The following is a 26,943-nucleotide window of genomic DNA, read 5'->3' as shown; positions in this document are numbered from 1 at the left end:
TTAGGGATAAGTTTAGTGCCTTATACCCTGTATTCTATCAGGAGGTGCTTTTTTTATCCACTCTCAAATTATTTCATTACAGGAATGCTCCTTATAAATTTAAATACAGATACCCCTTGATTTTATCTTTGAGGAAATAAATCAAGGGGTTAATAAATCATGTAGTCCTATATACTTTTTGTATTCATTACCCTCATTGCATTTAATATTGCGATTATTGCCACACCCACGTCAGCGAATACAGCTTCCCACATAGTTGCAACTCCCACCGCACCAAGTGCAAGGAATATGGCTTTAACCCCTAATGCAAACACAATGTTTTGCATCACAATTTTCCTAGTCCTTTTTGCTACTTTAATTGCAGTGACAATTTTTGATGGTTCATCCGTCATGATAACTATATCAGCTGCTTCAATTGCAGCATCAGACCCCAAGCCACCCATTGCCACGCCAATATCAGCTCTCGCAAGTACTGGTGCATCATTGATACCATCTCCAACAAATACAATTTTCCCCTTATGAGATTTCTTAGCATCCAGAGCCTCAATTTTTTCTACCTTGTCGGTCGGTAACAATTCAGTATACACCTCGTCAATTCCAAGTTGGGTTGCTATTTTTTCCCCAACTGCCTTCGAATCACCAGTAAGCATAACAGTATTTCTAACACCTAATGCCTTCAATCCTTTAATCGCATCAGCTGAATCTTCCTTCACTGCGTCAGAGATTACAATATTGCCTGCATATTTCTTGTCTACTGCAACATGTACTATTGTACCCAGAGTCTCAACTTCCTGATATTTAATGTTTTCTTTATTCATCAGTTTGCTATTTCCGACAAGAATCTCTTTACCACCAACTTTAGCTAAAATCCCATGACCTGCAATTTCCTCATAGTCTTCAATTTTAGTGGTATCGACATCTTTGTTATAGACTTTCAAAATGGATAGTGCAATTGGATGACTTGAGTGACTTTCAGCAAATGCTGCATATTCAATCAATTCCTCATCAGTAAAATCGGCTTGGGAGTTAACATCCACAACCTCAAATATACCTTTAGTTAAAGTACCTGTCTTATCGAAAACAACTGTTTCCACATTGTTCAACGCGTCAAGATAGTTACTGCCTTTTACTAATATACCTCTCTTCGATGCTCCACCAATCCCTCCGAAGAAGCCCAATGGTATTGAAATTACTAACGCACATGGACAAGATATAACTAAGAACACTAAGGCTCGATATATCCATGTAGAGAAAGTTGCACCGGGGATCACCAATGGAGGTATGATTGCTAAGGCTAATGCTCCAAAGACTACAATCGGAGTATAGAAACGGGCAAATTTTGTTATAAATTTTTCTGTAGGAGCCTTCTTACTGCTGGCATTCTGAACCAGATCCAAAATTTTAGATACAGTTGAATCACCAAAATCCTTTGTTACCTCTATTGTCAAAACGCCATTTTTATTAATGAATCCGCTCAATGCATCGTCTCCTGGCCCGAGTTCACGAGGAACAGATTCCCCTGTTAACGCTGCAGTGTCAACCATTGAGTTTCCTTCTATAACCTTGCCATCGAGGGGAACTTTTTCTCCTGGTTTAACAATAATGATGTCACCTATGTTTACCTCTTCAGGAGATACTTTCCTGATCTCATCGCCAACTTTAAGATTTGCATAGTCAGGACGAATATCCATCAAAGCACGTATTGATTTTCTGGAGTGACCTACAGCTATATCCTGAAACAATTCACCTACCAGATAGAACAGCATAACTGCTACACCTTCTGGATACTCTCCAACGAAGAAAGCACCAATGGTAGCAATACTCATCAAAAAATGCTCACTGAATACCTGACCGCGGGCAATACCTTTTATTGCTCTTAAGACAACCTCTCCACCAACTATGATATAACTAATAATAAACAAGGTAAGCTCAAGCCAATTTTGGAAATTAAAGATGATTCCCACGGCAAATATTGCTCCACCGACCACAAGTCTTATGATTTCTTTTTTGTTGACACCTTCTTCTTCCTCTTCGTTATTTTCGTTTATTTTGGTCTTGGAGTTATTCTCCTCAAAAATGACCTTTACATCTGGCTCTATTTTCTTTACTATGCCTTCAATCTTCTTATTTAACTCAGAGCGGTTGACTTTCGGACTTATTTCCAGTGTTAGTTTCTTCGAAACAAAATCTACTGCAGCAAATTCAACTCCTTCTAGACCGCTTATTTCTTTTTCCATTTTAGCTGCACAATTCGCACAGCCAAGTCCTTCAAGTATTAATACTATTTTATTGCTCTTGTTAACGGATTTTTCTTTCACTACCACATCCGGTTCGTGCTTGTGCACTATGGTTTTAACTTGCTGTAATATATTCTTATACTCTTGCTCTGATTCAATTTCTAAAGTCAATGTCTTGTTCATGAAGTTCATATAGGCTTTGACTCCATTTAATTTATTAACCTCATCTTCAATTTTAGCTGCACAATTTGCGCAATCTAAACCTTCTAAAATTACTTCCTTCTTTAACATTACTGACCCTCCTTTACTTACTTTCTTCTGAAATATGAATTAATCCCTGGTCAAATATTTGCTTTACATGTTCATCTTCAAGAGAGTAGAATACAGTCTTTCCTTCTCTTCTGCTCTTTACTAGTCCAGCCTGCTTTAAGACTCTTAGCTGATGAGAAATTGCTGATTGGGTCATATTTAATAAGAATGCAATATCGCAAACGCACATCTCTGATTCATCTAATGCCCAGAGTATCTTAATTCTTGTTGAATCTCCAAAAACTTTAAATAGTTCTGCTAGATCATATAGAGTTTCTTCTTGAGGCATTTTTTCTCGCACTTTATTTACAATTTCCTCATGTATTACATCACAGTCGCATCTTTCAATTGGTTGAATTTTTTTTGCCATATTTATATCTCCTCCTTATCATTTAATTGAACACTTGAATAAGCTTTCATATATATTATAAACCTCAATTCTCCGTTTGTCAATAAAAACATATGAGTAGATAGTGTCAAGATATTGTAGGTTAATTTTTATAGACAACCCCCTAAAATGTTTAAAATCAAGACTTTCGTAAACTTTTAAACTTTAAATTATATTTTCATATTTAATTGATTTTAATATCTTATACATTGGCGTTACTTTTCCAATATTTGTTAGCGGTAAAATAAAATGGAGAGATTTCGGAAGTTAAAAATCCCGAAAATTTACCAGTAATATATACAGCAACTATCTTCTCCTGTTAAAATTTAATTAGTTTAAGATAACAGGGGGAGATATTGTGGAAATCATAAATGGTAAAAAGAAGGGATGGAGATTGTTTTCTGAAATCAAAAACCTAAAGGGAAATTGCTTGAAAAAGTCTCAAATTGCAAGATATCTGGGGGTGGATTACAAAACGGTTAGTAAATACTTCAACATGACACCTGATGAATTTTCAGATTTAAACAGAAAGAGAAAAAAGAAAAAGCTTGATATCTACAAGGATCAGATACTTGAATGGTTTAGCACTTATCCTGATTTATCATCGGCTCAGATAACTGACTGGATTAAAGAAAGATATGGCAATGTTCCGTGTTCTGAAAGATCAGTAAGGGCATATATAAGTTCCTTGAGAAGTGAATACAAAATACCAAAGCAGGGACACAAAAGACAATATGAAGCAGTAGAAGAATTAGAAATGGGATTCCAAGCACAGGTGTATTTTGGTCAGATTTGGGTTGATACTATAGATGGCTCAAGAATAAAGCTGTTACCACATGGGCATGGATCATTTATTCCTACTTTCATAATCAACCATCCTTTTATTTTAGTTCATAAACATATTATAAAACCTCTAAAATTAAAAAATCAAGGGAATTATTGTAAACTTTGGATTCATTAATTACATAAAACTTTCTTAAAACAATCTTCTTATTTTCTATATAAAAACACTACTCATACTGAAATGACTTTCATCATAATTACAATTTATGAAAAAAGCCCTGATTTCTCAGAGCTTCTAAGTATCGTATCAATGAATCGTTCAAATATGGTGGAGGCGAGGGGAATCGAACCCCTGTCCGAAGGAGTAGCCATCCAGGCATCTCCGAGCGCAGTCAGTGTTTTGACATTCCCTCCATCTGACTCCCACTGACAGGATTCAGACTTCAGTAGCTTCATAGATGCCGACCTATCGCAAAGCTTAGATAGGCCCGTTCCCCACTAGTCGACGCCCTATCTCAGGCCGTGGGCCTCCCGAGTAGGACGGCTACCTGTTATTAGGCAGCTAAAGCTAAATTGTCGTTTGCGTTTATTTTTAATCCCAGTTTTTTAACGAGGTACCAGGAGCCTCGGCTCGCTTCCTGAACCACTACCTCCCCCGTCGAAAGCCAAAACGCCCCCGTGTTAGTAGCGGTACTTTTCTTTAAAATGTTTTTCAATTTCCCTCATTGCATCCTTTTTAGCTATATCTTCTCTCTTATCATAGAGCTTTTTACCCTTTGCAAGAGCAAGCTGCATCTTTACTAATCCCCTTGTTTGATATAATGATAGTGGAATTAGTGTATAGCCCTTTTGTGAAACAAGACCTGCAAGCCTTCTTATCTCACTTTTGTGCATAAGAAGTTTTCTTGGTCTTAGAGGGTCTTTATTAAATATATTACCCTTTTCATAGGGACTTATATGGAGATTATAAACAAATATCTCTCCATTTTTAACCTCTGCATAGCTATCCTTAAGATTAGCTTTACCAAGCTTTACAGACTTAACTTCTGTTCCAACTAATTCAATCCCTGCTTCATAGGTTTCTTCAATGAAATAATCGTGTCTTGCTTTTCTATTCTCTGCTAAAGTCTTATTTTCACCCTTCATATTAACCACCATCATAACTCGTGTATTTATTAATATATAATATTATCTCTTTAATGTCAATATATCATATATTTCTAAAAAAGTAAAGTTTACTTACAATTAATAAAAGTTCCGCTTGGCAAAATAATGGCCTAAACGGAACCCATATTAGAAATGGCTTAGAAATTCTTTTAATCTATCGCTTTTTGGCTGTGTAAATATATCATCTGGTGTGCCTTCCTCAACAATCGTTCCACCATCCATAAATATTATTCTATCTCCAACTTCCTTTGCAAAATTCATTTCGTGGGTTACAATAACCATAGTCATACCATCATAGGCAAGTTCCTTCATTACACTTAAAACTTCCTTTACCATCTCAGGGTCAAGGGCTGATGTTGGCTCATCAAAGAGCATTACATCAGGCTCCATAGCAAGTGCCCTTGCTATTGCTACCCTCTGCTTTTGTCCACCAGAGAGCTTTGATGGGTAATAATCTGCCTTATCTTGAAGTCCTACTCTTCTTAAAAGGTCCAATGCAATCCTATTAGCCTCTTCAACAGATTTATTCCTTAATTTTATAGGTGATATCGTAATATTTTGCAAAACAGTCATATTAGAAAACAGATTAAAACTTTGAAAAACCATACCCATCTTTTGTCTTACTTTATTGATATCAACATCTTTATCATTTATTCTCATTCCTTCAAATATAACATCCCCACTCTCTGGCACCTCTAAAAGATTTAGACATCTTAAAAGTGTACTCTTACCTGAACCACTTGGACCAATTATTACAACCACTTCACCCTTTTCAACCTTTAAATCAACATCCTTAAGAACGTGCAAATTCTTAAACCTTTTATTTAACTTCTTAACCTCAATCACTCAGCTTCAATCTCCCTTCTAATTTACCTAATAGTTTTGATAACGTAAAAGTAAGAATAAAATAAATAAGTGCTGCAATAATAAGCGGTTCAAAGGGTCTAAATGTTACACCTCGTACAGTATCAGCATTATACATAAGTTCGTGTATACCAATGATTGAAACAATTGATGATTCCTTTATAACTACAATAAACTCATTAACAAGTGCAGGGAGTATATTTTTAAATGCCTGAGGATATATAACATATCTCATAGCCATCCTATAGGTCATTCCAAGGCTTCTTGCTGCCTCCATCTGCCCCTTATCAACTGATTGAATGCCAGACCTTATAATTTCTGCTACATAGGCGGCACTATTTAAGGAAAGTGTAGCAATACCCGAAGCAATATCTCCAAATTCTCCTCCTATCAATCTTGAAAAATCAAGTCCATAGTAGATAATAAAAAGTTGAACAAGGAGGGGCGTACCCCTCATAAACTCAATATACGCAGTTGATACTGACTTTAAAATCTTATTGTTTGAAATTCTCATTAATGATAAAACTGTTCCAAAGATTATACCTAAAATAACTGAAAAAAATGCTATAAGAACTGTAAATTTTGTTCCCTGTATAAAAAAATTATAGTATTTAGGTAAAAAATCAAAGTTCACTTGTCTACCTCCTTATTAATCCACAAGCTCATTTGCCTTTATAACAAATTCATCTATTTTCTTTTCATCCATAAGTTTCTTTAAAGTTTTATTTATCTCATCTAAAAGAGCACCTGAATTTTTTCTTACAGCAATTGCAGAACCTGCATCTTCGTTTGGAAGCTTTATTTCTGATATTGCTAAATCAGTATTTTTGTTTACATTTGCCTGTGCAACTGGTTGTTCAATTATTGCTGCATCAATCTTTTTATCCTTTAAGCTTAATATTATGTCTGAAATTTTACCAAGTGCTTTAATTTCAGAGTTTGCCATATACTTTTGAGCAAGTCCTTCTTGAATTGAGCCTTTTTGCACTCCTACCCTTGCACCCTTTAAGTCCTCTAAAGTCTTATACTTTTCTTTATCCTCAGTTCGAACAACTACAGTTTGAACAGCATAGTAATAAACATCTGAAAAATCAACACTCTTTTTTCTCTCCTCTGTTGGAGTCATACCAGAAACAATAAAGTCAATCTTTCCTGCCTGAAGTGCAGCAAGTAATCCCTCAAATTTCATATCCTTTATTTCAAGTTCAACACCTAAATCCTCTGCAATCTTCTTTGCTATATCAATATCAAAACCTACTATCTCGTCCTTACCGTTTATAACCTTATGGAATTCATAGGGTGGATAATCTGCACTTGTTCCTAAAACAATTTTCCCTGCCTTTTTAATTTTACTAAGTTCATCTTCTTTTGCATTTTTACCACAGCCAACTGTTGAAATCATTAAAATTAAACAAATTAAAATTGACATAATCTTTTTCATATTATTCTACCTCCATCAAAATATATTTTTTATTTCCTTTTTTAAGAATGTTTGAATAATCGATGTATTCATAAAGGTCTTCCTCTATTTTCTCTGAAAAACTCTTAAGTTCATCTAAATCTAATTTTTCTATCGCCCTGCCCTTTTCTTCACAATAGAGTACAATTCTACCTACAATCTCGTGGGCATCTCTAAAGGGAACACCCTTTTTCACAAGATAATCCGTAACCTCAGTTGCATTTATATAACCTTTATCTATAGATTTTAACATCTCCTCTTTATTAACCTTCATTGTCTCAACAACCCCAATCATAACCTCAATACAGATGTTTACCGTATCTAATGAATCAAAGAAACATTCCTTGTCCTCCTGCATATCCTTGTTGTAGGCAAGAGGAAGAGCCTTTAAGATGGTAAGAATATTAATTAGGCTTCCATATACTCTTCCTGTTTTCCCTCTTATAAGCTCAAGAGAATCTGGATTTTTCTTTTGTGGCATTAGACTACTTCCTGTTGAGTATTCATCACTTAAAGTAACAAACCTAAACTGAGGTGTGCACCAAATTATAATCTCCTCCGATAGCCTGCTCAAATGCATCATAATTATTGAAAAGGCTGACAAAATTTCAATAAGATAATCTCTATCACTTACACTGTCAAGATAGTTTTTAGTAGGACACCTAAATCCAAGCTCATTTGATGTAAAGTCCCTATCTATGTCATTTGTTGTTCCAGCAAGGGCACAGCTTCCAAGGGGACTTTCATCTAAAAGAGAGAGTGCATTTAAAAGCCTTTTTTTATCCCTTTTTAACATTTCAACATACGCCATAAGATGGTACCTAAAGGTTATAACCTGTGCAGGTTGAAGATGAGTAAATCCGGGCATTAGATATTCATTTTCTTTACCCTTCTTTTTTAAACACTCAATCAGAACATCAATTTTTGAAATTACAGCTGAAATCTCATCTTTAACAAACATCTTCATATCAACCGCAACCTGATCATTTCTACTTCTTGATGTATGAAGCTTTTTTGCAACATCTCCTATCCTTTCCAAAAGCTTTGACTCTACAAAGGAATGAATGTCCTCAAAATCACCCTCAAGCTTTAATCTGCCATCTTCTATTTCCATCATTATTTCTTCAAGACCATTTATAATTTTATCTACTTCATCTTTTCTTAATATGTTTACCCTTCCAAGCATTTTGACGTGGGCAATACTCCCTCTTATGTCCTGCTTATATAATCTTTTATCTACATAAAAGGAATTATTAAACCTCTTCATTAATTCATTTGTATCTTTATTAAATCGTCCTCCCCAAAGCTTCATACCTTCACTTCCTCTTTATACTTTTGTTTTAACGATTTTATCTTTACTGGAAGTCCATAGAGCTTTATAAACCCTTCTGCATCCTTGTGATTATAAAGCTCGCTAAATCCAAAGGATGAAATCTCCTTATCATATAGTGCATTTTCAGTAAACACACCGTATGGAATAACATTTCCTTTATATAACTTAAGCTTTACTTTTCCTGTTACATTCTCCTGAGTTTTATCTATAAAGGCATCAAGTGCTTCTCTTATTGTTGTAAACCAAAGTCCGTTATATACAACCTCTGCATATTTATGCACTAACACCTCTTTATAATGTAAAGTTTCCTTATCAAGAACTGCATATTCAAGTTCTCTATGGGCTGCATATAGTATTGTTCCTGCTGGTGTCTCATACACACCTCTTGACTTCATTCCAACAAGTCTATTTTCTAATATATCAACAATTCCAATTCCGTGCTCTCCACCAATCTTGTTTAAATATTCAATTATCTCGACTAAATCAAAAATTCCATCTACTGATTTTACTTCTCCCTTCTCAAAAACAACCTCAATGAAATCTGGCTCATCCTTTGCCATCTCCAAAGGAGTTACTATATCATACATAGATGGATTGTGCGGATTTTGTATATCCTCTAAACCCCCACCTTCGTGGCTGACGTGCCATAGATTTTTATCAACTGAATAAATCTTTTCCTTTGTTACAGGTACTTCAATTCCCTTTTCATTAGCATAGTCTATTGCATCCTCTCTGGACCTTATATCCCAAATTCTCCAAGGTGCAATAACCTTTATATTAGGATTTAATGCATATATTGAGACCTCAAATCTTACTTGGTCGTTGCCCTTTCCTGTACATCCGTGGGCAATATATTTTGCACCTTCCTTTTCAGCTATCTCTACAAGCTTTTTAGTTATAAGTGGTCTTGCAAAGGATGTTCCCAAAAGATACTTTCCCTCATACATTGCCCTTGCTTTTATTGCCCTTGATAAATATTCATAGGCAAACTCACGCCTTGCATCCTCTATATAAACCTTAACTGCTCCTGATTTTAAGGCTTTTTGTCTTATGTAGTCAGTATCCTCACCTTGTCCAACATCAACATATACTGCTACTATCTCTAAATCAAAGTTTTCCTTAAGATATGGAATGATTATTGAGGTATCTAATCCTCCCGAATAGGCTAATACAACCTTTTCCATCCCTTCACCTCCGAATTAATATTCATTTTATGTTTATAATTATACATATTATCTAATTATTATGCAAGTATTTTTATAATTTTTTTTGTATAATAATAAAAGCAGGTATTTATTATAATACCTGCGATTGTTGACAAAACTACTTGTTAGGTAAATTTTGAAAAAAGCCCCGTGAATGGATTTCATAAGGCTCTATCATAAGCTTTATCAATTCTTAACTTTTAGACTTTGAAAAAGTGCGTAATTCGGCACAGGGCGTGCCGAGCCGAGCGGCCATCAGGACGATGGCATCGCAAGGGTAGGACTTTTTCAAACAAAGAAAAGCTTAGAATTGATTAGCGAAATAAACGAATGCCTAAGAAATCCTTCAAGGGGCTAATCAATATATATCTATTCTTCCTCATATTCATCTGCTATTACAAAATCTATTGTCCTTGTCTCTAAGTCTGCCTTTACAACCTTTATAACAACCTTATCACCTAATCTATACCTCTTCTTAGTTCTCTCTCCTATTAGGCAGTGATGTTTGTCGTCATAGATGTAATAATCATCTGTTAAGTTGCTTATGTGTATTAAACCTTCTATTGTATTTTCAAGTTCAACAAACATACCAAAGGATGTCACAGATGAAATTATACCTGGATAAATTTCTCCTATTCTCTCCATCATATACTCAACCTTTTTAATATCATCTGTCTCCCTTTCTGCCTCCTGTGCTACTCTTTCCATATCACTTGATTGCTTTGAGGCCTCTTCTACAAGCTTCTTTAGTTTTTGTTCTCTCTTTTGGTCTATCTTTCCCTTTAGATGTTCCTTAATTATTCTGTGAATTATAAGGTCTGGATATCTTCTTATAGGAGATGTAAAGTGGCAATAGTATTTTGCTGCAAGTCCAAAGTGTCCAGTACATTCTGGTGAATACCTTGCCTGCTTTAGGGATCTTAAAAGAAGCGTACTTACTACAACTTCTTCATCCTTACCCTTTACCTGCTCTAATATATCCTGTAGTACCTTTGGATGTACTTCCCTTGTAACTCTTAAGATATATCCGAGGTTGTGTATAAATTCACTGAAGTTTTGAAGCTTTTCTTCATCTGGGTCTTCGTGGATTCTATATACAAATGGCACACCAACCCAATACATATGCTCTGCAATTGTTTCATTACATACAAGCATAAATTCCTCAATTATCCTATTTGCTATTTCTCTCTCATAAGGTTTTATTTCAATTGGCTTACCCTTTTCATCAAGAATAATCTTACATTCCTCAAAATCAAAGTCAAGTGCACCACGTTGCATTCTCTTTTTGTAAAGAATCAAGCAGAGTTCCTCCATAAGTTTGAAATCTTCAAGTAAGTAATCATATCTTTTCATAAGTTCTGGATCTTTATCCCTTAATATTTTAGTAACATCAGTATATGTCATTCTCTCGCTTGTTTTTATAACACTTTCAAATATTTCGTGGCTTACCACCTTTCCATTTTCATCTATAACCATTTCACAGCTCAAGGTTAATCTGTCCACCTTAGGATTTAAACTGCAAAGTCCATTTGAAAGCTTCTTAGGAAGCATTGGAATAACTCTATCTACAAGATATACGCTGGTACCTCTCTTAAATGCTTCCTTATCAAGTGGAGAACGTTCCTTAACATAGTAGGTTACATCAGCTATATGCACTCCTAATTTATATTTCCCATCAGGAAGTTTTTCAATAGACACAGCATCATCTAAGTCCTTTGCATCCTCTCCATCTATTGTAACTATCCTTTTATCTCTCAAATCTCTACGTTTTTTAATTTCGGCCTCTGGTATCTCATCTGGTATTGCATTTGCATATTCCTCAACTTCCTGTGGAAATTCCTCAGGAAGGTTGTATTTTTTAATAACAGATAAAATATCAACACCAGGGGTATTTATACTTCCAAGTACCTCAACAATCTTTCCTTCTGGATTTCTTCTCTTCTCTGGCCACTTTGTAACCTCAACTACAACCTTTTGTCCATCCTTTGCCTTTCCCATATTTGATTTTGAGATAAATATATCCTGATATATCCTCTTATCATCTGGAACTACAAAGCCAAAGTTTTGGCTCTTTTCAAATCTTCCAACAATCCTCTTATTTGCCCTATCAAGAATTCTTATTATTTCACCCTCAACCCTTTTATCCTTAATTGCAGCTCTTGTTATTCTTGCTATAACTCTATCATTATGCATTGCACCATTTATTCCTTCTGCTGGTATAAATATATCAGGTTCTCCCTCTTTATCTGGAATCACAAAACCATATCCTTTGCTGTGTCCTTGAAGCCTTCCTACAACAAGATTCATTCTTTCAGGAATACCGTATCTTTCTTTCCTTGTTTTAATAATCTGTCCATCCTGCTCCATATCATCTAATATCTTATAGAATTTCTGCCACTCTTTTTTATCAATATCAAATATAAGAGCAAGCTCCTCTGCTGTCATTGGTTTATATGCCTCTTCCCTCATAAAGGCAAGAATTTTTTCTTTTATAAGACTCATACTACCTCCTCCTATAATCCTATTTCTTGTGCTATTTTTTTCATTGATTCAAGTCCTATTTCTATAAACTCCTCTAATGTTAAACCTATTTCCTCTATTGATTTAATCTGTTCTCTATTTGCTCCCTTTGCAAAATCCTTCTTCTTCATTTTCTTTAATACTGAATCTACAGTTACATTTTCTAATTTTTTATCTGGCATAACAAGTGCACAGGCTGTTATAAGCCCACTTAAGGGGTCTGCTGCCCAAAGTGCCTTATCCATTCTACTCCTTCTTTCCAAGCCGTGTATCTCATTGTGGACCTTTACAGCATAGACTATATCTTCATCTAATCCTAACTCCTCTAATATTTTTGCACCTAAAATGCTGTGTTTTTCTGGTGCATCCATTGTCTCTTCATAATCAATATCGTGCAAAAGCCCACAGAGCATCCATCTTTCCTTATCTTCTCCTAACTTTTCTGCTAAACCTCCCATTATTGCCTCAACTGCAACCATATGATTTATAAGATTTTTATTAGATACCCTACTTGTAATTTCTTTAAGTGCCATCTCCCTATTCATATTAACCTCTCCTTCTTATTTTTTTCATTTGATTTAGTTTATATGTATAATCTAATCTAAATTATCCTTTATCTTTTTTATTGAATTCTTAATTACCTTGCCAACATAACTTACGTGAAATCCAAAATGATCTGCTATCTCTTGCATTGTTTTTCCTTCTATGTAATACTTGGTAAAAATACTCTTTTGTCTCTCTGTAAGATGCCTCATTGCAGTATATACACGTGATAAATCCTGCTCCTTTGATATCTCCTCTAATATGTTTTCCTCAAAGCTATCATCCTTTATTGAATCAATAAACTGCATATTCCCCTCATCATAGCTTGGTTCATTTAAAGATAAATACCCAAAATGCCTTCTTGCCTCCCTATAAAAACTTCTTATTTCATTTTTAATGTAGGTAAAGGCAACTGTAGAAAACTCTATATTTTTTGTTAAATCGTAGCTATTGAAGGCTTTATAAAGTCCAATTGAAGCAACCTGAAATAAGTCGCTGTATTCTGCAGTTCCCTTCCATCTATTGCAAACTTTATAAATCATATTTTTATACTTCTCATAGACCTGTTCAAAGGTCATTACAATATACTCACCCTCAATCTTAAGTAGCTTTTCTTTTTTCAAGGCACCAACTCCTTAAGTATTTCATCTTTTACTATTTTTTTCACATATTATAATTATTATACATCAACAATTTTATCTATGCTACTATAACATAACAGCTACTATACTAAAAATAAAGGCACAAAGGATACAAAGTGTATCATTCGTGCCTTTATATTTCCCCGGAAATATATTTTATTTCAACATTTTAATTAACATTCCACCATATTTCACAAATAGTGGTGCGAAAACAAGAGAAACAATTGTCATAAGTTTAATCAATATGTTCATTGAAGGTCCTGCTGTATCCTTAAATGGATCCCCAACAGTATCTCCAACAACCGCTGCCATGTGGGCAAAGCTTCCCTTTCCACCGTGTTCTCCTGTTTCAATGTACTTCTTTGCGTTATCCCAAGCACCACCTGCGTTTGCCATTAGAATAGCAACAAGAACACCCGATACAACCGCACCAGCTATAAGTCCTCCTAATGCTTCAGCACCAAGTAGTATTCCAACTAATATTGGCACTACTACTGCAAGTACACCAGGAAGAACCATTTCCTTAAGTGCTGCTTGAGTTGAAATATCAACACAGGTTCTATAATCTGGAGTTACTTTTCCCTCCATTAAACCTGGAATTTCTCTAAATTGTCTTCTTACTTCCTCAATCATATGGTTTGCAGCTTTACCTACAGCCTCCATTGAAAGGGCTCCAAAGAAATAAGGTAAAACTCCACCTAATAGCACTCCAACTAATGTTATTGGATTTAGTAAATCTATCCTTTCAATACCAACAGCCTGTGAATAGGATGCAAATAGTGCAAGTGCAGTAAGTGCTGCTGAACCTATAGCAAATCCCTTTCCTATTGCTGCGGTAGTATTTCCAACTGAATCAAGTTTATCTGTAATCTTTCTTACATCCTTTGGGAGACCTGCCATCTCTGCAATTCCACCTGCATTGTCTGCAATTGGTCCATAGGCATCTACTGCAACTGTCATACCTGTAGTTGATAGCATTCCAAGTGCTGCAAGAGCAATTCCATATAGTCCCATTGAAGCATTTTTGTATCCTCCCATAATAAAGAAGGATAGAAGAACAGCAACTGCAATAAATACAATTGGTAAAACAGTTGAGTACATTCCAACCGAAAGACCAGATATAATGTTTGTTGCAGGTCCTGTTTCTGACTGCTTTGCTATTTTTTTTACGTGGGAATAATCTGCTGATGTGTACATCTCTGTTAATTGTCCTATTATAACTCCAACTATCAATCCTGCTGTAATTGCCCAAAAGGCCTTATAGTTTCCAAATACAGTTTTACTTAAAATAAAGGAAGCAATTATAATCAATAAACTGCTTACATAAGTACCATTTTTAAGTGCCTTTTGTGGATTTGAATTCTCATCTCCCTTTACAAAAAGAGAACCTATTATAGAAGAAATAATTCCTATTGCAGCAAGAACCATCGGGAATATTATACCTTCACCATTTTTAAATAGTACTGCCCCCAGTGTAAGTGCTGAAATAATTGCACCTACATAGGATTCAAAAAGGTCAGCACCCATACCAGCAACATCGCCAACATTATCCCCTACGTTATCTGCTATAACTGCTGGATTTCTTGGGTCATCCTCTGGAATTCCTGCCTCAACCTTACCAACAAGGTCTGCACCAACGTCTGCTGCCTTTGTATAAATTCCACCACCAACACGGGCAAATAGTGCAATTGAGCTTGCACCAAGTCCAAAACCTGTTACAATATTTGAATCTTTAAATATTAAATATAAAACCCCAAGTCCTAAAAGTCCTAATCCTACAACTGACATACCCATAACTGCACCACCTGAGAAGGCTATCTCAAGCGCCTTATTTTGTCCCTTAGTTGCAGCCTGTGCAGTTCTAACATTAGCCTTGGTTGCAACCTGCATTCCAAAGAAACCTGCTAAAATTGAAAATAATGCCCCGAATAAGAAACATATACCTGTTTTCCAATTAATAAATACTACAAGAACTATAAATACTACTGTAATAAATATAGCTAAAGTTTTATACTCCCTTGTTAAAAATGCCATAGCCCCTTCGTGTATATAGCTTGCAATTTCCTTCATTGTGTCATTACCTGCATCCTGTTTACCTATTTTATTTGAAAGAAAATAGGCAAATAATAAAGCAATAACACCTGCAATAGGTGCTAGCACAATTAATTGACTATTCATTTCTTTTATCCCCCTTTTTAAATTAGTGGTTGCTTAAATAAACTAATACCATTGAAGTTATAACAAATAATACCATTGATATAACCGTTAGTCTTTGTAGTTTTGCCTCCATAGTTCTTGATTTGTTTTTTCCAAAGAAGGTTTCTGCACCACCTGAAATTGTTGTTGATAGACCATATACCTTTGAAGGTTGCATAAATATTGAAGCTATTACAAGTAAACTGAAAATTACGTGCAGTACACTAACAAATGTCTTCACCTTAACACCTCCCTACACTTAAGTCTAAACATATTTTAACATAGGTTTAAAAAATAAACAATACAATTCAGAATATTTTGTTAATATATATGATTTAATCAATTAATGTGCTACACTTTAAATGCAGGTGCTAAATATAATTATACTATAAAAAGGGAGCAAAGCTCCCTTAAAATTTATATTATTTATTACTTTTTAACATTGTAGAAGGCATCTCTTCCAAGATACTTAGCTACATCTGCAAGTTCATCTTCAATTCTTAGTAATTGATTGTACTTAGCAACTCTATCTGTTCTACAAGGAGCACCAGTCTTAATTTGACCAGCATTTGTTGCAACAACAAGATCTGCTATTGTAGTATCTTCTGATTCACCTGATCTGTGTGATACAACTGCTGTATATCCTGCTCTTTCTGCCATTTCTATAGCTTCAAGAGTTTCAGTTAGTGTACCTATTTGGTTAAGCTTTATAAGGATTGAGTTTGCAACTCCCATTTCAATTCCTCTTGATAGTCTCTTAGTGTTTGTAACAAATAGGTCGTCTCCAACTAATTGAATCTTTGAACCAAGCTTTTCAGTAAGTAGCTTCCATCCTTCCCAATCTTCTTCTGCAAGACCGTCTTCAAGTGAAACTATTGGATACTTTTCTACAAGTTCTGCCCAGAAGTCAACCATTTCAGCTGCAGTAAGTACTCTTCCTTCTCCTTCTAAGTGATACTTTCCATCTTCCTTGTAAAGTTCTGTTGCAGCAGCGTCTATAGCTATAGCAACTTGTTCTCCTGGCTTATATCCAGCTCTTTCTACTGCTTCAAGTATAACTTGGATAGCTTCTTCGTTTGACTTAAGGTTTGGAGCAAATCCACCTTCGTCACCAATTGCTGTATTGTATCCCTTTTCGCTTAATGTCTTCTTTAGTGAGTGATAAACTTCTGCACACATTCTTAGAGCTTCGCTGAAGTTTGGAGCACCAACTGGCATAACCATAAATTCTTGTATGTCAACGTTGTTATCAGCGTGCTTTCCACCATTTAGAATGTTCATCATTGGAACTGGTAGAACCTTAGCATTTACTCCACCTATGTATTGATATAATGGAAGTCCTAAGCTTTCTGCTGCTGCTCTTGCAACTGCAAGTGAAACACCAAGTATAGCGTTAGCACCAAGCTTACCCTTGTTTTCAGTACCATCAAGCTCGATAAGAGTCTTATCTATTGAAGTTTGGTCATATACATTCATTCCAATTAGTTCTGGAGCTATTATATTATTTACATTTTCAACAGCCTTTAAAACACCTTTTCCAAGGTATCTTGACTTGTCACCATCTCTTAATTCAACAGCTTCGAATGCTCCTGTTGAAGCACCTGATGGAACTATTGCTCTTCCTACTGTACCATCCTCTAATACAACTTCTACTTCTACAGTTGGGTTAGCTCTTGAGTCAAGAACTTCTCTTGCATAAACATCAATAATTTCTAAATATCTTTTCATTTTTATGTCTCCTTTCTTGTATTTATTTTTTTATTAATGATTTTCCTGTCATTTCAACAGGAATATCTAAATCCATAATTTCAAGCATTGTTGGTGCAATATCACATAGTCTTCCACCATCTCTTAATTCTAACTTTTCATCACCAACAACTATAAATGGCACAAGGTTTGTTGTGTGTGCTGTATATGGTTCACCTGTTTCATAGTCAACCATCATTTCAGCATTTCCGTGGTCTGCAGTTATAAGTACAGTACCACCCTTTTCTCTTACCTTAGAAACAACCTTACCAATGCATTCATCTACTGCTTCAACTGCCTTCTTTGCAGCATCAAAAACTCCTGTGTGTCCAACCATATCTGGATTTGCAAAGTTTAGTATAACAACATCATATATATCCTTATCTAACTCTTGGCATACTCTATCTGCTACAAGATATGCACTCATTTCTGGTTGAAGGTCATAAGTTGCAACCTTAGGAGATTGAATTAGAACCCTCTCTTCATCCTTATTTGGTGCTTCTACACCACCATTGAAGAAGAAGGTAACGTGTGCATACTTTTCTGTTTCGGCAATTCTAAGTTGCTTTAAACCCTTATTTGCAACATATTCACCAAATGTGTTTTTGTACACTTCTGGTCTATATGCAATATCAACATTTTCTATTGTCTTGTCATATTGAGTCATACATACAAAATGTACCTTGAAATAGTTTCTTTCAAATCCTGCAAACTCAACATCAACAAGAGCTCTTGTTATTTGTCTTGCTCTATCTGGTCTAAAGTTAAAGAATATAACTGAATCATTTTCCTTTATTCTTGCAACAGGTCTTTCATTTTCAATTATAACTGTTGGAAGAACAAACTCGTCTGTTCTATTTTCTGCATAGGACTTTTCAACAGCTTCTCTAGCACTATTTGCAATTTCACCTTGGGCATTTACCATTGCGTCATATGCAAGCTTTGTTCTCTCCCATCTTTTATCTCTATCCATTGAATAGTATCTTCCAGAAATAGTTGCAATCTTACCTACTCCTATTTCCTTCATATACTTTTCAAGTCTATCTATATATTCAAGTGCTGATGATGGTGGAACATCTCTTCCATCAAGGAAGGCGTGAACAAATACCCTGTTTAAGCCTAAATCTTTGCATAACTTAATTAACGCTTCAAGATGATCTATATGGCTGTGAACTCCTCCATCTGAAAGAAGTCCCATAAGATGTATATCACTGTTGTTATTTTTAGCATTTTCAATTGCTTTTATTAGTGCTTCATTTTTGAAGAATCCGCCTTCTTCTATCTCTTTATTTATTCTTGTATATTCTTGATAAATTATTCTACCTGCACCAATATTTAAATGTCCAACTTCTGAGTTACCCATTTGTCCTCTTGGAAGTCCTACATCTAATCCACTGGCACTTAGCATTGTATGGGGGTATTCATTCCAAAGTCTATCAAAGTTTGGCTTATTTGCATTTGCAATTGCATTACCTTCTGCCTTTTCATTGATACCCCATCCATCAAGTATCATTAGCATTACAGGTTTTTTTTGCATGTTTTACCTCCTTAATAATTAACGATTGCTGCAAAATCTTCTACTTTTAAGCTTGCTCCTCCAACCAGTGCTCCATCGATGTCGCTTTGTTCCATTTGTTCTTTAATTGTGCTTGGCTTAACGCTTCCACCATATTGTATTCTTATCTCTTCAGCAGCCTTTTCACCAAACATTTCTCTTATCTTGCCTCTTATATATTTAATAACTTCATTTGCATCTTCTGCTGTTGCTGTCTTACCAGTACCTATTGCCCAAACTGGTTCATAGGCTATAACCATCTTTGCAACATTTTCAGAATCTACATCCTTTAAGTCTTCTATAAGTTGCTTGTCTATAACTTCAAATGTCTTACCAGCTTCTCTTTCTTCTAAAAGTTCACCTACACAAAGAATTGGAGTTAATCCGTGAATGAAGGCTGATTTAACCTTCTTGTTTATTAATTCATCATCTTCCTTAAAATACATTCTTCTTTCACTATGTCCTAATATTACATACTTTACTCCAAGTTCCTTTAGCATAACAGGTGAGATTTCACCAGTGAATGCACCATTTTCTTCATAGTGCATATTTTGTGCACCTACTTCTATGTTTGTATCTTCAACTAAAGTTAAAACTTGTGTAAGAGAAGTAAAAGGTGGACATACTACTACTTCACAATTTGCATCCTTTACCTTGTCCCTTAGTTCGATTATGAATTGTGCTGCTTCCTTTGCAGTCTTATTCATTTTCCAGTTTCCTGCTATAATTGGCTTTCTCATTACATATCCTCCTTTTAGGAATTTAAGCAAGGGGGGTATACCCCCAGCTTATTTTATTACTTATCATTAAGTGCTGCAATACCTGGTAGAACTTTTCCTTCTAAGAATTCAAGTGAAGCTCCTCCACCAGTTGATATATGAGTCATCTTTTCAGCATATCCTAATTGTTCAACTGCTGCAGCTGAATCTCCACCACCTATTATTGTAGTTCCGTTTACCTTTGAAAGTGCTTCCGCAACAGCCTTTGTACCTACTGCAAATTTTGGCATTTCAAATACTCCCATTGGTCCATTCCAAATTACTGTCTTTGCATCTAAAACTGCCTCTTCGAAAAGTTTAACAGTTTTTGGTCCAATGTCAAGTCCCATATAATCTGCTGGTATTTCTACATCAACAGTCATAGCTTCAGCATCATTGCTAAATTCCTTTGCTACAACGTGGTCAACTGGAAGGTATACCTTTACTCCCTTTTCTTCTGCCTTCTTTAGCATTTCCTTTGCGTAATCTATCTTATCTTCTTCAAGAAGTGATTTTCCTATTTCAAATCCTTGTGCCTTTAGGAATGTGTATGCCATTCCTCCGCCTATTATTAATCTATCAACCTTTTCAATTAGGTTATTTATAACGTTTATTTTATCTGATACCTTTGCACCGCCAAGAATTGCTACAAATGGTCTTTCTGGATTTTCAAGAGCTTTACCCATTATTTCTATTTCCTTTTCAATTAGGAAACCTGCAACAGCTGGTAAAAATTCTGCTACACCTGCAGTTGATGAGTGTGCTCTGTGAGCTGTACCAAATGCGTCATTTACAAATATGTCAGCAAGTGATGCAAGCTTCTTTGCAAAGTCCATATCGTTCTTTGTTTCAGTCTTTATAAATCTTACATTTTCAAGAAGAACAACTTCGCCTTCCTTCATTTCACTTACAAGTCTTACAGCATTTTCTCCAACAACTTCCTTATCTTCAGCAAGCTTAACTTCAAATCCTAAAAGCTCAGATAATCTCTTAGCAACTGGCTTTACGCTGTATTTTTCTTCGTATCCTTCCTTTGGTCTTCCAAGGTGTGACATTAATATTACCTTTGCACCATTTTCAAGAAGATACTTTATAGTTGGAAGTGCTGCTACTATTCTTCTATCATCAGTGATATTTCCTTCCTTATCTTGTGGAACATTAAAGTCACATCTTACAAGTACCTTTTTACCCCTTACATCTATATCTCTAACAGTTTTCTTATTCATACCCAAAACCTCTCTTTCACTAATTTAGGAAAATAAGTCCGGCCTTATAGCCGAAACTACAAAACCGGACTTTAGAATTACATTCTTTCAGCTATGTAGTTTACAAGGTCGATTATTCTGTTTGAATAACCCCATTCATTGTCATACCAAGAAACAACCTTAACCATATTGCCTTCAATAACCATAGTTGAAAGTGCATCTACTATTGATGATCTTTCATCTCCTCTGTAGTCTATTGAAACAAGTGGTTCTTCTGAGTATCCAAGAATTCCCTTCATTTCGCCTTCAGCAGCTTCCTTAAGTGCAGCATTTACTTCTTCTACAGTTGTTGGTCTTGTAACTTCTACAACAAGGTCAGTTACTGATACAGTTGGAGTTGGAACTCTTAGAGCAAATCCATTTAGCTTACCCTTTAAGTTTGGAAGTACCTTACCAACAGCCTTTGCAGCACCAGTTGTAGTTGGGATTATTGATTCTGCAGCTGCTCTTGCTCTTCTTAAATCCTTGTGTGGAAGGTCAAGTATTCTTTGGTCATTTGTGTATGAGTGAACTGTAGTCATAAGACCCTTAACTATACCAAACTTTTCATCAAGTACCTTAGCAAATGGAGCTAAGCAGTTTGTTGTACAAGATGCATTTGAAATAATGTGATGGTTTGCTGGATCATAATCCTTTTCATTAACACCCATAACTATTGTTATATCTTCATCTGTAGCTGGAGCTGAAATTAGAACCTTCTTTGCACCTGCTTCAATGTGAGCTCTTGCCTTTTCAGCCTTTGTAAATAGACCTGTTGATTCTATAACTATATCTACTCCAAGGTCCTTCCATGGAAGGTTCTTTGGATCCTTTTCAGCATATACTCTTATTTCTTTTCCGTTAACTATTAAGCTGTTTTCTGTAGCTTCTACTGTTCCGTCAAACTTACCAAAGCATGAGTCATACTTTAAAAGGTGTGCAAGTGTTTTTGCATCTGTTAAATCGTTGATTGCAACGATTTCAACATCCTTGTTTAATCTTGTTTGAGCAATTTTAAATGCATTTCTTCCAATTCTACCAAACCCGTTGATAGCAACTTTAATTGTCATAATTAATCCCTCCTAATTTTATGACTTTTATATAAAGATAGCATAGCTATCTTTTATTCACTCTTTGTAGATTTAGTATCTCCTTGGCAGCTGCCTCATCAGTCACTATTACCATATTAGGGTTGTTTATTTTAGTTGCTATTATTGCTTCTGCCTTGCCTTTTCCACCTGCTACAGCCACTATATGTTTTATATTAGGAACATCCTTAAAATCTAACCCTATCGTTGGAGTCTTGTAAACTATTTCTCCGCCTTTATCAAAATAATATCCAAAGGCCTCCGCAACTGCTCCCTTAGATAAAAGCTCCTCTATTTCTGCTTCTTCAAGTCCCCTTCTTTTAGACATTTCATCTGCTCTACCAATACCAAATATCAAAATATCTGCTTTACTTATATTTTGTACAACATCCTTTATGCCTGGTTCATTTAACATAGTTCCAAGGGCTTCACGGCTAAGATTATCTGGAACGTGAAGAAGCTTGTAATTTGCACCTATTTTGTATGCAAGCTTTGCAGCAAGTGTACTTGCTTGCGTCTCAACATTTCTTCCTATTCCTCCTCTTGCAGGAACAACAAGAATATTCTCCTTTGAAACTTTAGGGAAGTTCTCAACAACCTGTGAAACTGATGAACCACCCGTTAGAGCAATTATTGTGTCATTTGACATTATCGATTTTATATAATTTGCTGCAAGCCTTCCCATTTCCTTAAGTACTGTAATATCCTCATCTATGTCTCCAGGTACAACTATAACCTTATGTACTTCTAAAATCTTTTTTAATTTATTTTCTACATCAGCCAATCCACTTATTTCGTGAATCATTTCTTCAAGGCTTTCTAATATATATTCCCCATCTTTTGTTACTGTCATACCAGTTGAATATATTTCTATTAGTCCCTGTTCTTTTAGAAAATTTACCTCTGTTCTTACAACTCTTTCTCCTAAATCAAGCTCTTGGGACAGTGCTCTTCTTCCAACAGGTTGGTTGTAGTATATGCATTTTAATATCTTATACCTTTTTAAAAGCAGTTCTATAATTTCTGGAACTATCTTTTGTTGTAGAGATAATACATTTTTCAACTATGTCACTCCCCTAAACCTGTTGTAGGGACTATTTATGTCCCTATGTTTTATTTTTGTCCCACTCCAATTTCTACTATATCATTAAAATTATTATTTTTCAATATATTTTCTAAAAAATTCTTATTTACCATACATCTTTATTATTTGTTTTAGAGAATTCATATATTCATAAACAAATAAAAGGAACCCTAAAATGCAATGCTAATTAAAATTCAAATCAATTTGTATAAAAGATAGCATTTTAAGGTTCTTAATAATATACTATTTTATTTTTCTCTTTGATGAAGACTCTATCCCTAATTCTTCTCTATATTTTGTTACAGTTCTTCTTGAAATCTTAACTCCAGTTGCATTTAATATATCTGCTATCTGTTGGTCAGAATAAGGTTTTTTCTTATTTTCGTTATTTATAATATCACTAATTTTATTTTTTAATGTATCAATAGATACATTATCCCCATAGGATGTACTAAGTCCACGAACTAAAAAGTACTTAAGCTCAAAGACACCCTTTGGTGTTTGTGCATATTTTCCGTTAATTGCTCTACTTACAGTCGATTCGTGAAGGCCTGTCTCTTCTGAAATCGTTTTTAAATTAAGTGGTTTGAGAGATTCATCATACTTAAAAAATCCTATTTGATGTCTTACGATTGATTCTGCAACCTTCTTTATTGTTTCCCTTCTCTGTTCAATGCTTTTTATTAACCAATAGGCTGCCTCAATCTTTGATTTTATATATTTATACTCTTCACTATTCTTATTTCTAAGTATATTTTTATATTGTTTATTTATCTTAAGCATAGGCAAATTATCTTCATTTACCCTTACAACAAACTCACCATCAACATTCTCTATATATACATCTGAAACAACATATTTTATAGTTTCATCTCCAAGTCTACATCCAGGTTTTGGATCTAAAGATTTAATTACTTCTATATATCTTAAAAGTTTCTCCTCTTCAACCCCATATTTTTGAGAAATAAATGAATATGCCTTATTTGCTATATTCTCCAATTCGTTATCAATTAATTTTTCATAAAGGTGATCATATACCCCTTTATTTTTTAATTGTATCTTTAAGCATTCCTTTAAATTCCTTGCACAAACTCCACTTGGTTCAAAATCCTGTATTATTGAAATAATATTACGAACAATATCAAGCGAAACTTTAAACTTATTTGCAATTGAAAGTTCGTGCATATTTAAATATCCATTTTGATCCAGATTATCAATAATATACTCTGCTATCTTTCTATCTCTTTTTGTAAGAGGGATATAGCCAAGCTGTTCCTTTAAGCAATCGTATAGACTCCTCTTATTACTCAAAAAATAGAAGGGAGTTATCTTTTCGTCATATTCATCCTCCGAATAATCAGTAAAGTAATCATCACTATAATCTGAATAAATTTGTATAACTTTATCCAATCTTTCATCATAACTTGAATCAAGCTCTAAAACTGGATTCTCAAGTAGCTCGTCTTCAATATATTCTTTTAATTCATTGTTGGGAAGCTGGAGAACTTTTACTGCAAGCTGCATTTCCTGTGTCATTATAAGTTTTTGTTCCAGTTTTAAATCTAATGAAAAATTCAAGCTCATATTATCCCCCACAAATTGTATTTTGTATTACATATTATATTAAGAATTATATAAATATTATAACACATTTTATTAGACAGATTAAATAATAAAAGATAAAAAAGAGGCATAAAAGCCCCTTTTTTATCTTTCTCCCTTGTTATATGGAACTCCATCTGCTGCTGGTGGAGTTGTTTTACCAACAAATCCTGCAAGTGCAAGCATAGTTAAAATATATGGGAATGCCAAGTATGCTTCTGTTGGTAATGCCCAACCAAATTTTTGTGCAAGTATTTCAAAGGCTTGAGCAAAGGCAAATAGGAATGAAGCACCCATAGCTCCAAATGGCTTCCAGTTTCCAAATATCATTGCTGCAAGTGCAATGAAACCTCTACCACTTACCATACCTTCTCTAAATAGGTTCATAACACCTATTGAAAGTGTAGCACCACCAAGACCAGCAAATACACCTGACATAATAACGCATAAATATCTTATCTTATATACATTTATACCTAATGTATCAGCTGCCTTTGGATGTTCTCCAACAGCTCTAATTCTAAGTCCAAGTGGTGTATAGTATAGTACATAATGTACAACAAAAACAAGTATTATAGCCATAAATACAAACCAGTTAAGCTCAGCTAAAAATGGTCCAATCACTGGTATTTTAGCCATTGTTTCTGTTGGATATGGAAGAGCTGCAACACCATCTGTTTGACCTTGTCTTCCAAATAATTTAAATATCAAGAAGCTTGTTAAAGCACCTGCAAATAGGTTTATAGCAACACCTGATACTGTTTGGTCTGCCTTAAGATTAATACTTAAAACTGCGTGAATAGCTGCAACAAGTGCTCCTGAAACTACTGCAAATAATAATCCTACCCAAGGGTTTCCAGTTAAACTTGACCCATAAACCGCAAAGAATGCACCAACAATCATTATACCTTCAAGACCTATATTAACAACACCTGAACGTTCTGAAATAACACCACCTAATGCTGCAAAGATAAGAGGCGTCGCAAGACGGAATGTAGCAGCAAGTAGTGCTACAACAACTGGTATGCTTCCATTAGCCATTTATCATCGCCTCCTTCTTTCTCTTTTCTCCAATCCATTTGTAGATGTAGTCTGCTGCAACAAATATTATAATTATTGCTTGTATTAGGTACACTATATCCTTTGGAATGTTTGCAAGCTGTAGGTTAAGTGAACTGCTGTTTAGTGCACCAAATAATGTAGCTGAAAGAAGTACCCCTACTGGATGGCTCTTTCCAAGTAGTGCTACTGCTATACCATCAAAACCAAAATTAGTAAATCCAAATAGCTGTATAGCTTGATATTGTATACCTGCAACGTGAACAGCACCACCAAGTCCAGCTATTGCACCTGAGATTGCCATTGCAAGAATTATATTTTTCTTTATATCTATACCACCATATTCTGCAGCGTGTGGATTTAGTCCAACCGCTCTTAATTCATAACCAATTGTAGTTTTCCATAATAAAACATACACTAATGCTACTAAAAGAATTCCTATAAATAAACCTATATTTATTCTATTAGCTTCACCTAAAAATCTCCAAAGTTTTGCAGAATCTTGTATAAGTGGAGTTGTTGCTTTTCCTGGAGCATTTAAAGGTCCCATTACCATATAGTTTACAAAGAACATAGCAATAAAGTTCATCATTATTGTATTGATAACTTCATTTGTTCCTACCTTTGCCTTTAGGAAACCAGGTATAGCTGCCCAAATTGCACCAGCAAGCATTCCACCTAAAAGTACAAGAGGAACGTGTATAATAGCTGGTAAACCTGGTATTAACCCAATTGCAGCAGCTGCAAAAATACCCATTATAAACTGTCCTTCAACACCTATATTGAAAAGACCTGTTTTGAATGCAACTGCATTTGCAAGACCTGTAAATAATAATGGAGTAACAAAAACTAATGTTTCTATTATACTAAAGCTTGTTCCAAAGCTACCTTCCCATATTGCTTGGAAAAGTGTTATTGTTGCCACAAAGAAGTTTTCTCCTTCTGCCCACATTACAAAGAAAACCGCAATAAACATTGCTATTATTATTGATATAATTGGGAAAACTAATGTACTCAAAGCTGCTTTTAGCTTGTTAGAGGTCGTATTTTTATTTGCCATTTTTATACCTCCCTCTATAATCTTTAATTTTCTTTAATTTACTCACTTATTCTTAGATTTTCATCATTTATAGTTTGGAGCGTATGGATAGAATTATTATTT

23 protein-coding genes and 1 other RNA gene are annotated in these 26,943 nt (G+C 34.9%); 1 reads left to right on the top strand and 23 read right to left on the bottom strand.

Features of this window, described 5'->3' with window-relative positions; genetic code table 11:
* Positions 1 to 167 precede the first annotated feature (167 nt).
* Together BUB63_RS09140 and BUB63_RS09135 are read right to left on the bottom strand one after the other, a co-directional pair.
* Positions 168 to 2,528, bottom strand: a complete 2,361-nt coding sequence (locus BUB63_RS09140; RefSeq protein WP_073249247.1) for a heavy metal translocating P-type ATPase — start codon at positions 2,526 to 2,528, stop codon at positions 168 to 170.
* Positions 2,529 to 2,541: 13 nt separating this feature from the next.
* Positions 2,542 to 2,916 (bottom strand): ArsR/SmtB family transcription factor, encoded by a 375-nt coding sequence (locus BUB63_RS09135; RefSeq protein ID WP_073249245.1) that lies wholly within the window; start codon positions 2,914 to 2,916, stop codon positions 2,542 to 2,544.
* A 376-nt stretch (positions 2,917 to 3,292) separates the two neighbouring features.
* Here BUB63_RS09135 and BUB63_RS09130 point away from each other — a divergent pair, with 376 nt between their 5' ends.
* On the top strand, positions 3,293 to 3,895 hold the full coding sequence (locus tag BUB63_RS09130; RefSeq protein ID WP_073249242.1) for a hypothetical protein: 603 nt from the start codon (positions 3,293 to 3,295) through the stop codon (positions 3,893 to 3,895).
* 148 nt (positions 3,896 to 4,043) lie between these two features.
* Here the strand turns inward: BUB63_RS09130 and ssrA are convergent.
* The 21 genes from ssrA to BUB63_RS09025 form a co-directional block, all read right to left on the bottom strand.
* Positions 4,044 to 4,395: a transfer-messenger RNA gene (gene ssrA, locus BUB63_RS09125) on the bottom strand.
* Between the two features lie 3 nt (positions 4,396 to 4,398).
* Positions 4,399 to 4,875 (bottom strand): SsrA-binding protein SmpB, encoded by a 477-nt coding sequence (gene smpB / locus BUB63_RS09120; protein ID WP_198011960.1) that lies wholly within the window; start codon positions 4,873 to 4,875, stop codon positions 4,399 to 4,401.
* Between the two features lie 135 nt (positions 4,876 to 5,010).
* A complete protein-coding gene (locus BUB63_RS09115; RefSeq protein ID WP_073249239.1) occupies positions 5,011 to 5,730 on the bottom strand; it encodes an amino acid ABC transporter ATP-binding protein in 720 nt (239 codons plus the stop codon).
* Positions 5,723 to 6,382 (bottom strand): amino acid ABC transporter permease, encoded by a 660-nt coding sequence (locus BUB63_RS09110; RefSeq protein WP_027308957.1) that lies wholly within the window; start codon positions 6,380 to 6,382, stop codon positions 5,723 to 5,725. The genes BUB63_RS09115 and BUB63_RS09110 overlap by 8 nt, the downstream gene beginning before the upstream one ends.
* 15 nt (positions 6,383 to 6,397) lie before the next feature.
* Positions 6,398 to 7,189, bottom strand: a complete 792-nt coding sequence (locus BUB63_RS09105; protein WP_073249237.1) for an ABC transporter substrate-binding protein — start codon at positions 7,187 to 7,189, stop codon at positions 6,398 to 6,400.
* A gap of 1 nt (position 7,190) precedes the next feature.
* On the bottom strand, positions 7,191 to 8,519 hold the full coding sequence (gene argH, locus BUB63_RS09100; protein ID WP_073249235.1) for an argininosuccinate lyase: 1,329 nt from the start codon (positions 8,517 to 8,519) through the stop codon (positions 7,191 to 7,193).
* Positions 8,516 to 9,724: an argininosuccinate synthase gene (locus BUB63_RS09095; RefSeq protein ID WP_073249234.1), complete on the bottom strand. Its 1,209-nt coding sequence runs from the start codon at positions 9,722 to 9,724 to the stop codon at positions 8,516 to 8,518. The genes argH and BUB63_RS09095 overlap by 4 nt, the downstream gene beginning before the upstream one ends.
* 390 nt (positions 9,725 to 10,114) lie before the next feature.
* Positions 10,115 to 12,247 (bottom strand): ribonuclease R, encoded by a 2,133-nt coding sequence (gene rnr / locus BUB63_RS09090; protein WP_073249232.1) that lies wholly within the window; start codon positions 12,245 to 12,247, stop codon positions 10,115 to 10,117.
* 11 nt (positions 12,248 to 12,258) lie between these two features.
* Positions 12,259 to 12,810 carry an HDIG domain-containing metalloprotein gene (locus BUB63_RS09085; protein WP_073249230.1) on the bottom strand — a complete coding sequence of 184 codons (552 nt, stop codon included), beginning with the start codon at positions 12,808 to 12,810 and terminating at the stop codon, positions 12,259 to 12,261.
* 51 nt (positions 12,811 to 12,861) lie between these two features.
* Entirely contained in the window at positions 12,862 to 13,431 is a 570-nt protein-coding gene (locus BUB63_RS09080; protein ID WP_027308951.1) for a sigma-70 family RNA polymerase sigma factor, read from the bottom strand.
* 174 nt (positions 13,432 to 13,605) lie between these two features.
* On the bottom strand, positions 13,606 to 15,627 hold the full coding sequence (locus BUB63_RS09075; protein WP_073249228.1) for a sodium-translocating pyrophosphatase: 2,022 nt from the start codon (positions 15,625 to 15,627) through the stop codon (positions 13,606 to 13,608).
* Positions 15,628 to 15,649: 22 nt separating this feature from the next.
* Positions 15,650 to 15,886, bottom strand: coding sequence for a preprotein translocase subunit SecG (secG, locus tag BUB63_RS09070; RefSeq protein ID WP_027308949.1), 237 nt, complete (start codon positions 15,884 to 15,886; stop codon positions 15,650 to 15,652).
* Between the two features lie 188 nt (positions 15,887 to 16,074).
* Positions 16,075 to 17,373 carry a phosphopyruvate hydratase gene (gene eno, locus BUB63_RS09065; protein ID WP_027308948.1) on the bottom strand — a complete coding sequence of 433 codons (1,299 nt, stop codon included), beginning with the start codon at positions 17,371 to 17,373 and terminating at the stop codon, positions 16,075 to 16,077.
* A gap of 22 nt (positions 17,374 to 17,395) precedes the next feature.
* Complete coding sequence (gene gpmI, locus BUB63_RS09060; protein WP_073249227.1) at positions 17,396 to 18,928, bottom strand: 2,3-bisphosphoglycerate-independent phosphoglycerate mutase; 1,533 nt, start codon at positions 18,926 to 18,928, stop codon at positions 17,396 to 17,398.
* A gap of 11 nt (positions 18,929 to 18,939) precedes the next feature.
* Complete coding sequence (tpiA, locus tag BUB63_RS09055) at positions 18,940 to 19,686, bottom strand: triose-phosphate isomerase (RefSeq protein ID WP_073249225.1); 747 nt, start codon at positions 19,684 to 19,686, stop codon at positions 18,940 to 18,942.
* Positions 19,687 to 19,742: 56 nt separating this feature from the next.
* On the bottom strand, positions 19,743 to 20,936 hold the full coding sequence (locus BUB63_RS09050) for a phosphoglycerate kinase (protein WP_278298842.1): 1,194 nt from the start codon (positions 20,934 to 20,936) through the stop codon (positions 19,743 to 19,745).
* Between the two features lie 71 nt (positions 20,937 to 21,007).
* Positions 21,008 to 22,018, bottom strand: coding sequence for a type I glyceraldehyde-3-phosphate dehydrogenase (gene gap / locus BUB63_RS09045; protein ID WP_073249221.1), 1,011 nt, complete (start codon positions 22,016 to 22,018; stop codon positions 21,008 to 21,010).
* Between the two features lie 46 nt (positions 22,019 to 22,064).
* Positions 22,065 to 23,099, bottom strand: a complete 1,035-nt coding sequence (locus tag BUB63_RS09040; RefSeq protein ID WP_073249219.1) for a sugar-binding transcriptional regulator — start codon at positions 23,097 to 23,099, stop codon at positions 22,065 to 22,067.
* 264 nt (positions 23,100 to 23,363) lie between these two features.
* On the bottom strand, positions 23,364 to 24,704 hold the full coding sequence (gene rpoN, locus BUB63_RS09035; RefSeq protein WP_073249217.1) for an RNA polymerase factor sigma-54: 1,341 nt from the start codon (positions 24,702 to 24,704) through the stop codon (positions 23,364 to 23,366).
* Between the two features lie 123 nt (positions 24,705 to 24,827).
* Complete coding sequence (locus BUB63_RS09030) at positions 24,828 to 25,763, bottom strand: ABC transporter permease (RefSeq protein ID WP_027308941.1); 936 nt, start codon at positions 25,761 to 25,763, stop codon at positions 24,828 to 24,830.
* A complete protein-coding gene (locus BUB63_RS09025; RefSeq protein ID WP_073249215.1) occupies positions 25,756 to 26,841 on the bottom strand; it encodes an ABC transporter permease in 1,086 nt (361 codons plus the stop codon). The genes BUB63_RS09030 and BUB63_RS09025 overlap by 8 nt, the downstream gene beginning before the upstream one ends.
* Positions 26,842 to 26,943 lie beyond the last annotated feature (102 nt).

Origin of the sequence: Caloramator proteoclasticus DSM 10124 (genome assembly GCF_900129265.1) — a bacterium.
Classification (GTDB): Bacteria; Bacillota; Clostridia; order Clostridiales; family Caloramatoraceae; genus Thermobrachium; species Thermobrachium proteoclasticum.
This window is presented reverse-complemented; position numbering and strand designations above follow the sequence as displayed.

Bases quoted from the DNA above. Each gene is read 5' to 3' on its own strand.
- BUB63_RS09140 (WP_073249247.1), bottom strand. From the start codon at position 2,528: ATGTTAAAGAAGGAAGTAATTTTAGAAGGTTTAGATTGCGCAAATTGT.
- BUB63_RS09135 (WP_073249245.1), bottom strand. From the start codon at position 2,916: ATGGCAAAAAAAATTCAACCAATTGAAAGATGCGACTGTGATGTAATA.
- smpB (WP_198011960.1), bottom strand. From the start codon at position 4,875: ATGGTGGTTAATATGAAGGGTGAAAATAAGACTTTAGCAGAGAATAGA.
- BUB63_RS09105 (WP_073249237.1), bottom strand. From the start codon at position 7,189: ATGAAAAAGATTATGTCAATTTTAATTTGTTTAATTTTAATGATTTCA.
- argH (WP_073249235.1), bottom strand. From the start codon at position 8,519: ATGAAGCTTTGGGGAGGACGATTTAATAAAGATACAAATGAATTAATG.
- BUB63_RS09095 (WP_073249234.1), bottom strand. From the start codon at position 9,724: ATGGAAAAGGTTGTATTAGCCTATTCGGGAGGATTAGATACCTCAATA.
- rnr (WP_073249232.1), bottom strand. From the start codon at position 12,247: ATGAGTCTTATAAAAGAAAAAATTCTTGCCTTTATGAGGGAAGAGGCA.
- BUB63_RS09085 (WP_073249230.1), bottom strand. From the start codon at position 12,810: ATGAATAGGGAGATGGCACTTAAAGAAATTACAAGTAGGGTATCTAAT.
- BUB63_RS09075 (WP_073249228.1), bottom strand. From the start codon at position 15,627: ATGAATAGTCAATTAATTGTGCTAGCACCTATTGCAGGTGTTATTGCT.
- eno (WP_027308948.1), bottom strand. From the start codon at position 17,373: ATGAAAAGATATTTAGAAATTATTGATGTTTATGCAAGAGAAGTTCTT.
- gpmI (WP_073249227.1), bottom strand. From the start codon at position 18,928: ATGCAAAAAAAACCTGTAATGCTAATGATACTTGATGGATGGGGTATC.
- tpiA (WP_073249225.1), bottom strand. From the start codon at position 19,686: ATGAGAAAGCCAATTATAGCAGGAAACTGGAAAATGAATAAGACTGCA.
- gap (WP_073249221.1), bottom strand. From the start codon at position 22,018: ATGACAATTAAAGTTGCTATCAACGGGTTTGGTAGAATTGGAAGAAAT.
- rpoN (WP_073249217.1), bottom strand. From the start codon at position 24,704: ATGAGCTTGAATTTTTCATTAGATTTAAAACTGGAACAAAAACTTATA.
- BUB63_RS09030 (WP_027308941.1), bottom strand. From the start codon at position 25,763: ATGGCTAATGGAAGCATACCAGTTGTTGTAGCACTACTTGCTGCTACA.
- BUB63_RS09025 (WP_073249215.1), bottom strand. From the start codon at position 26,841: ATGGCAAATAAAAATACGACCTCTAACAAGCTAAAAGCAGCTTTGAGT.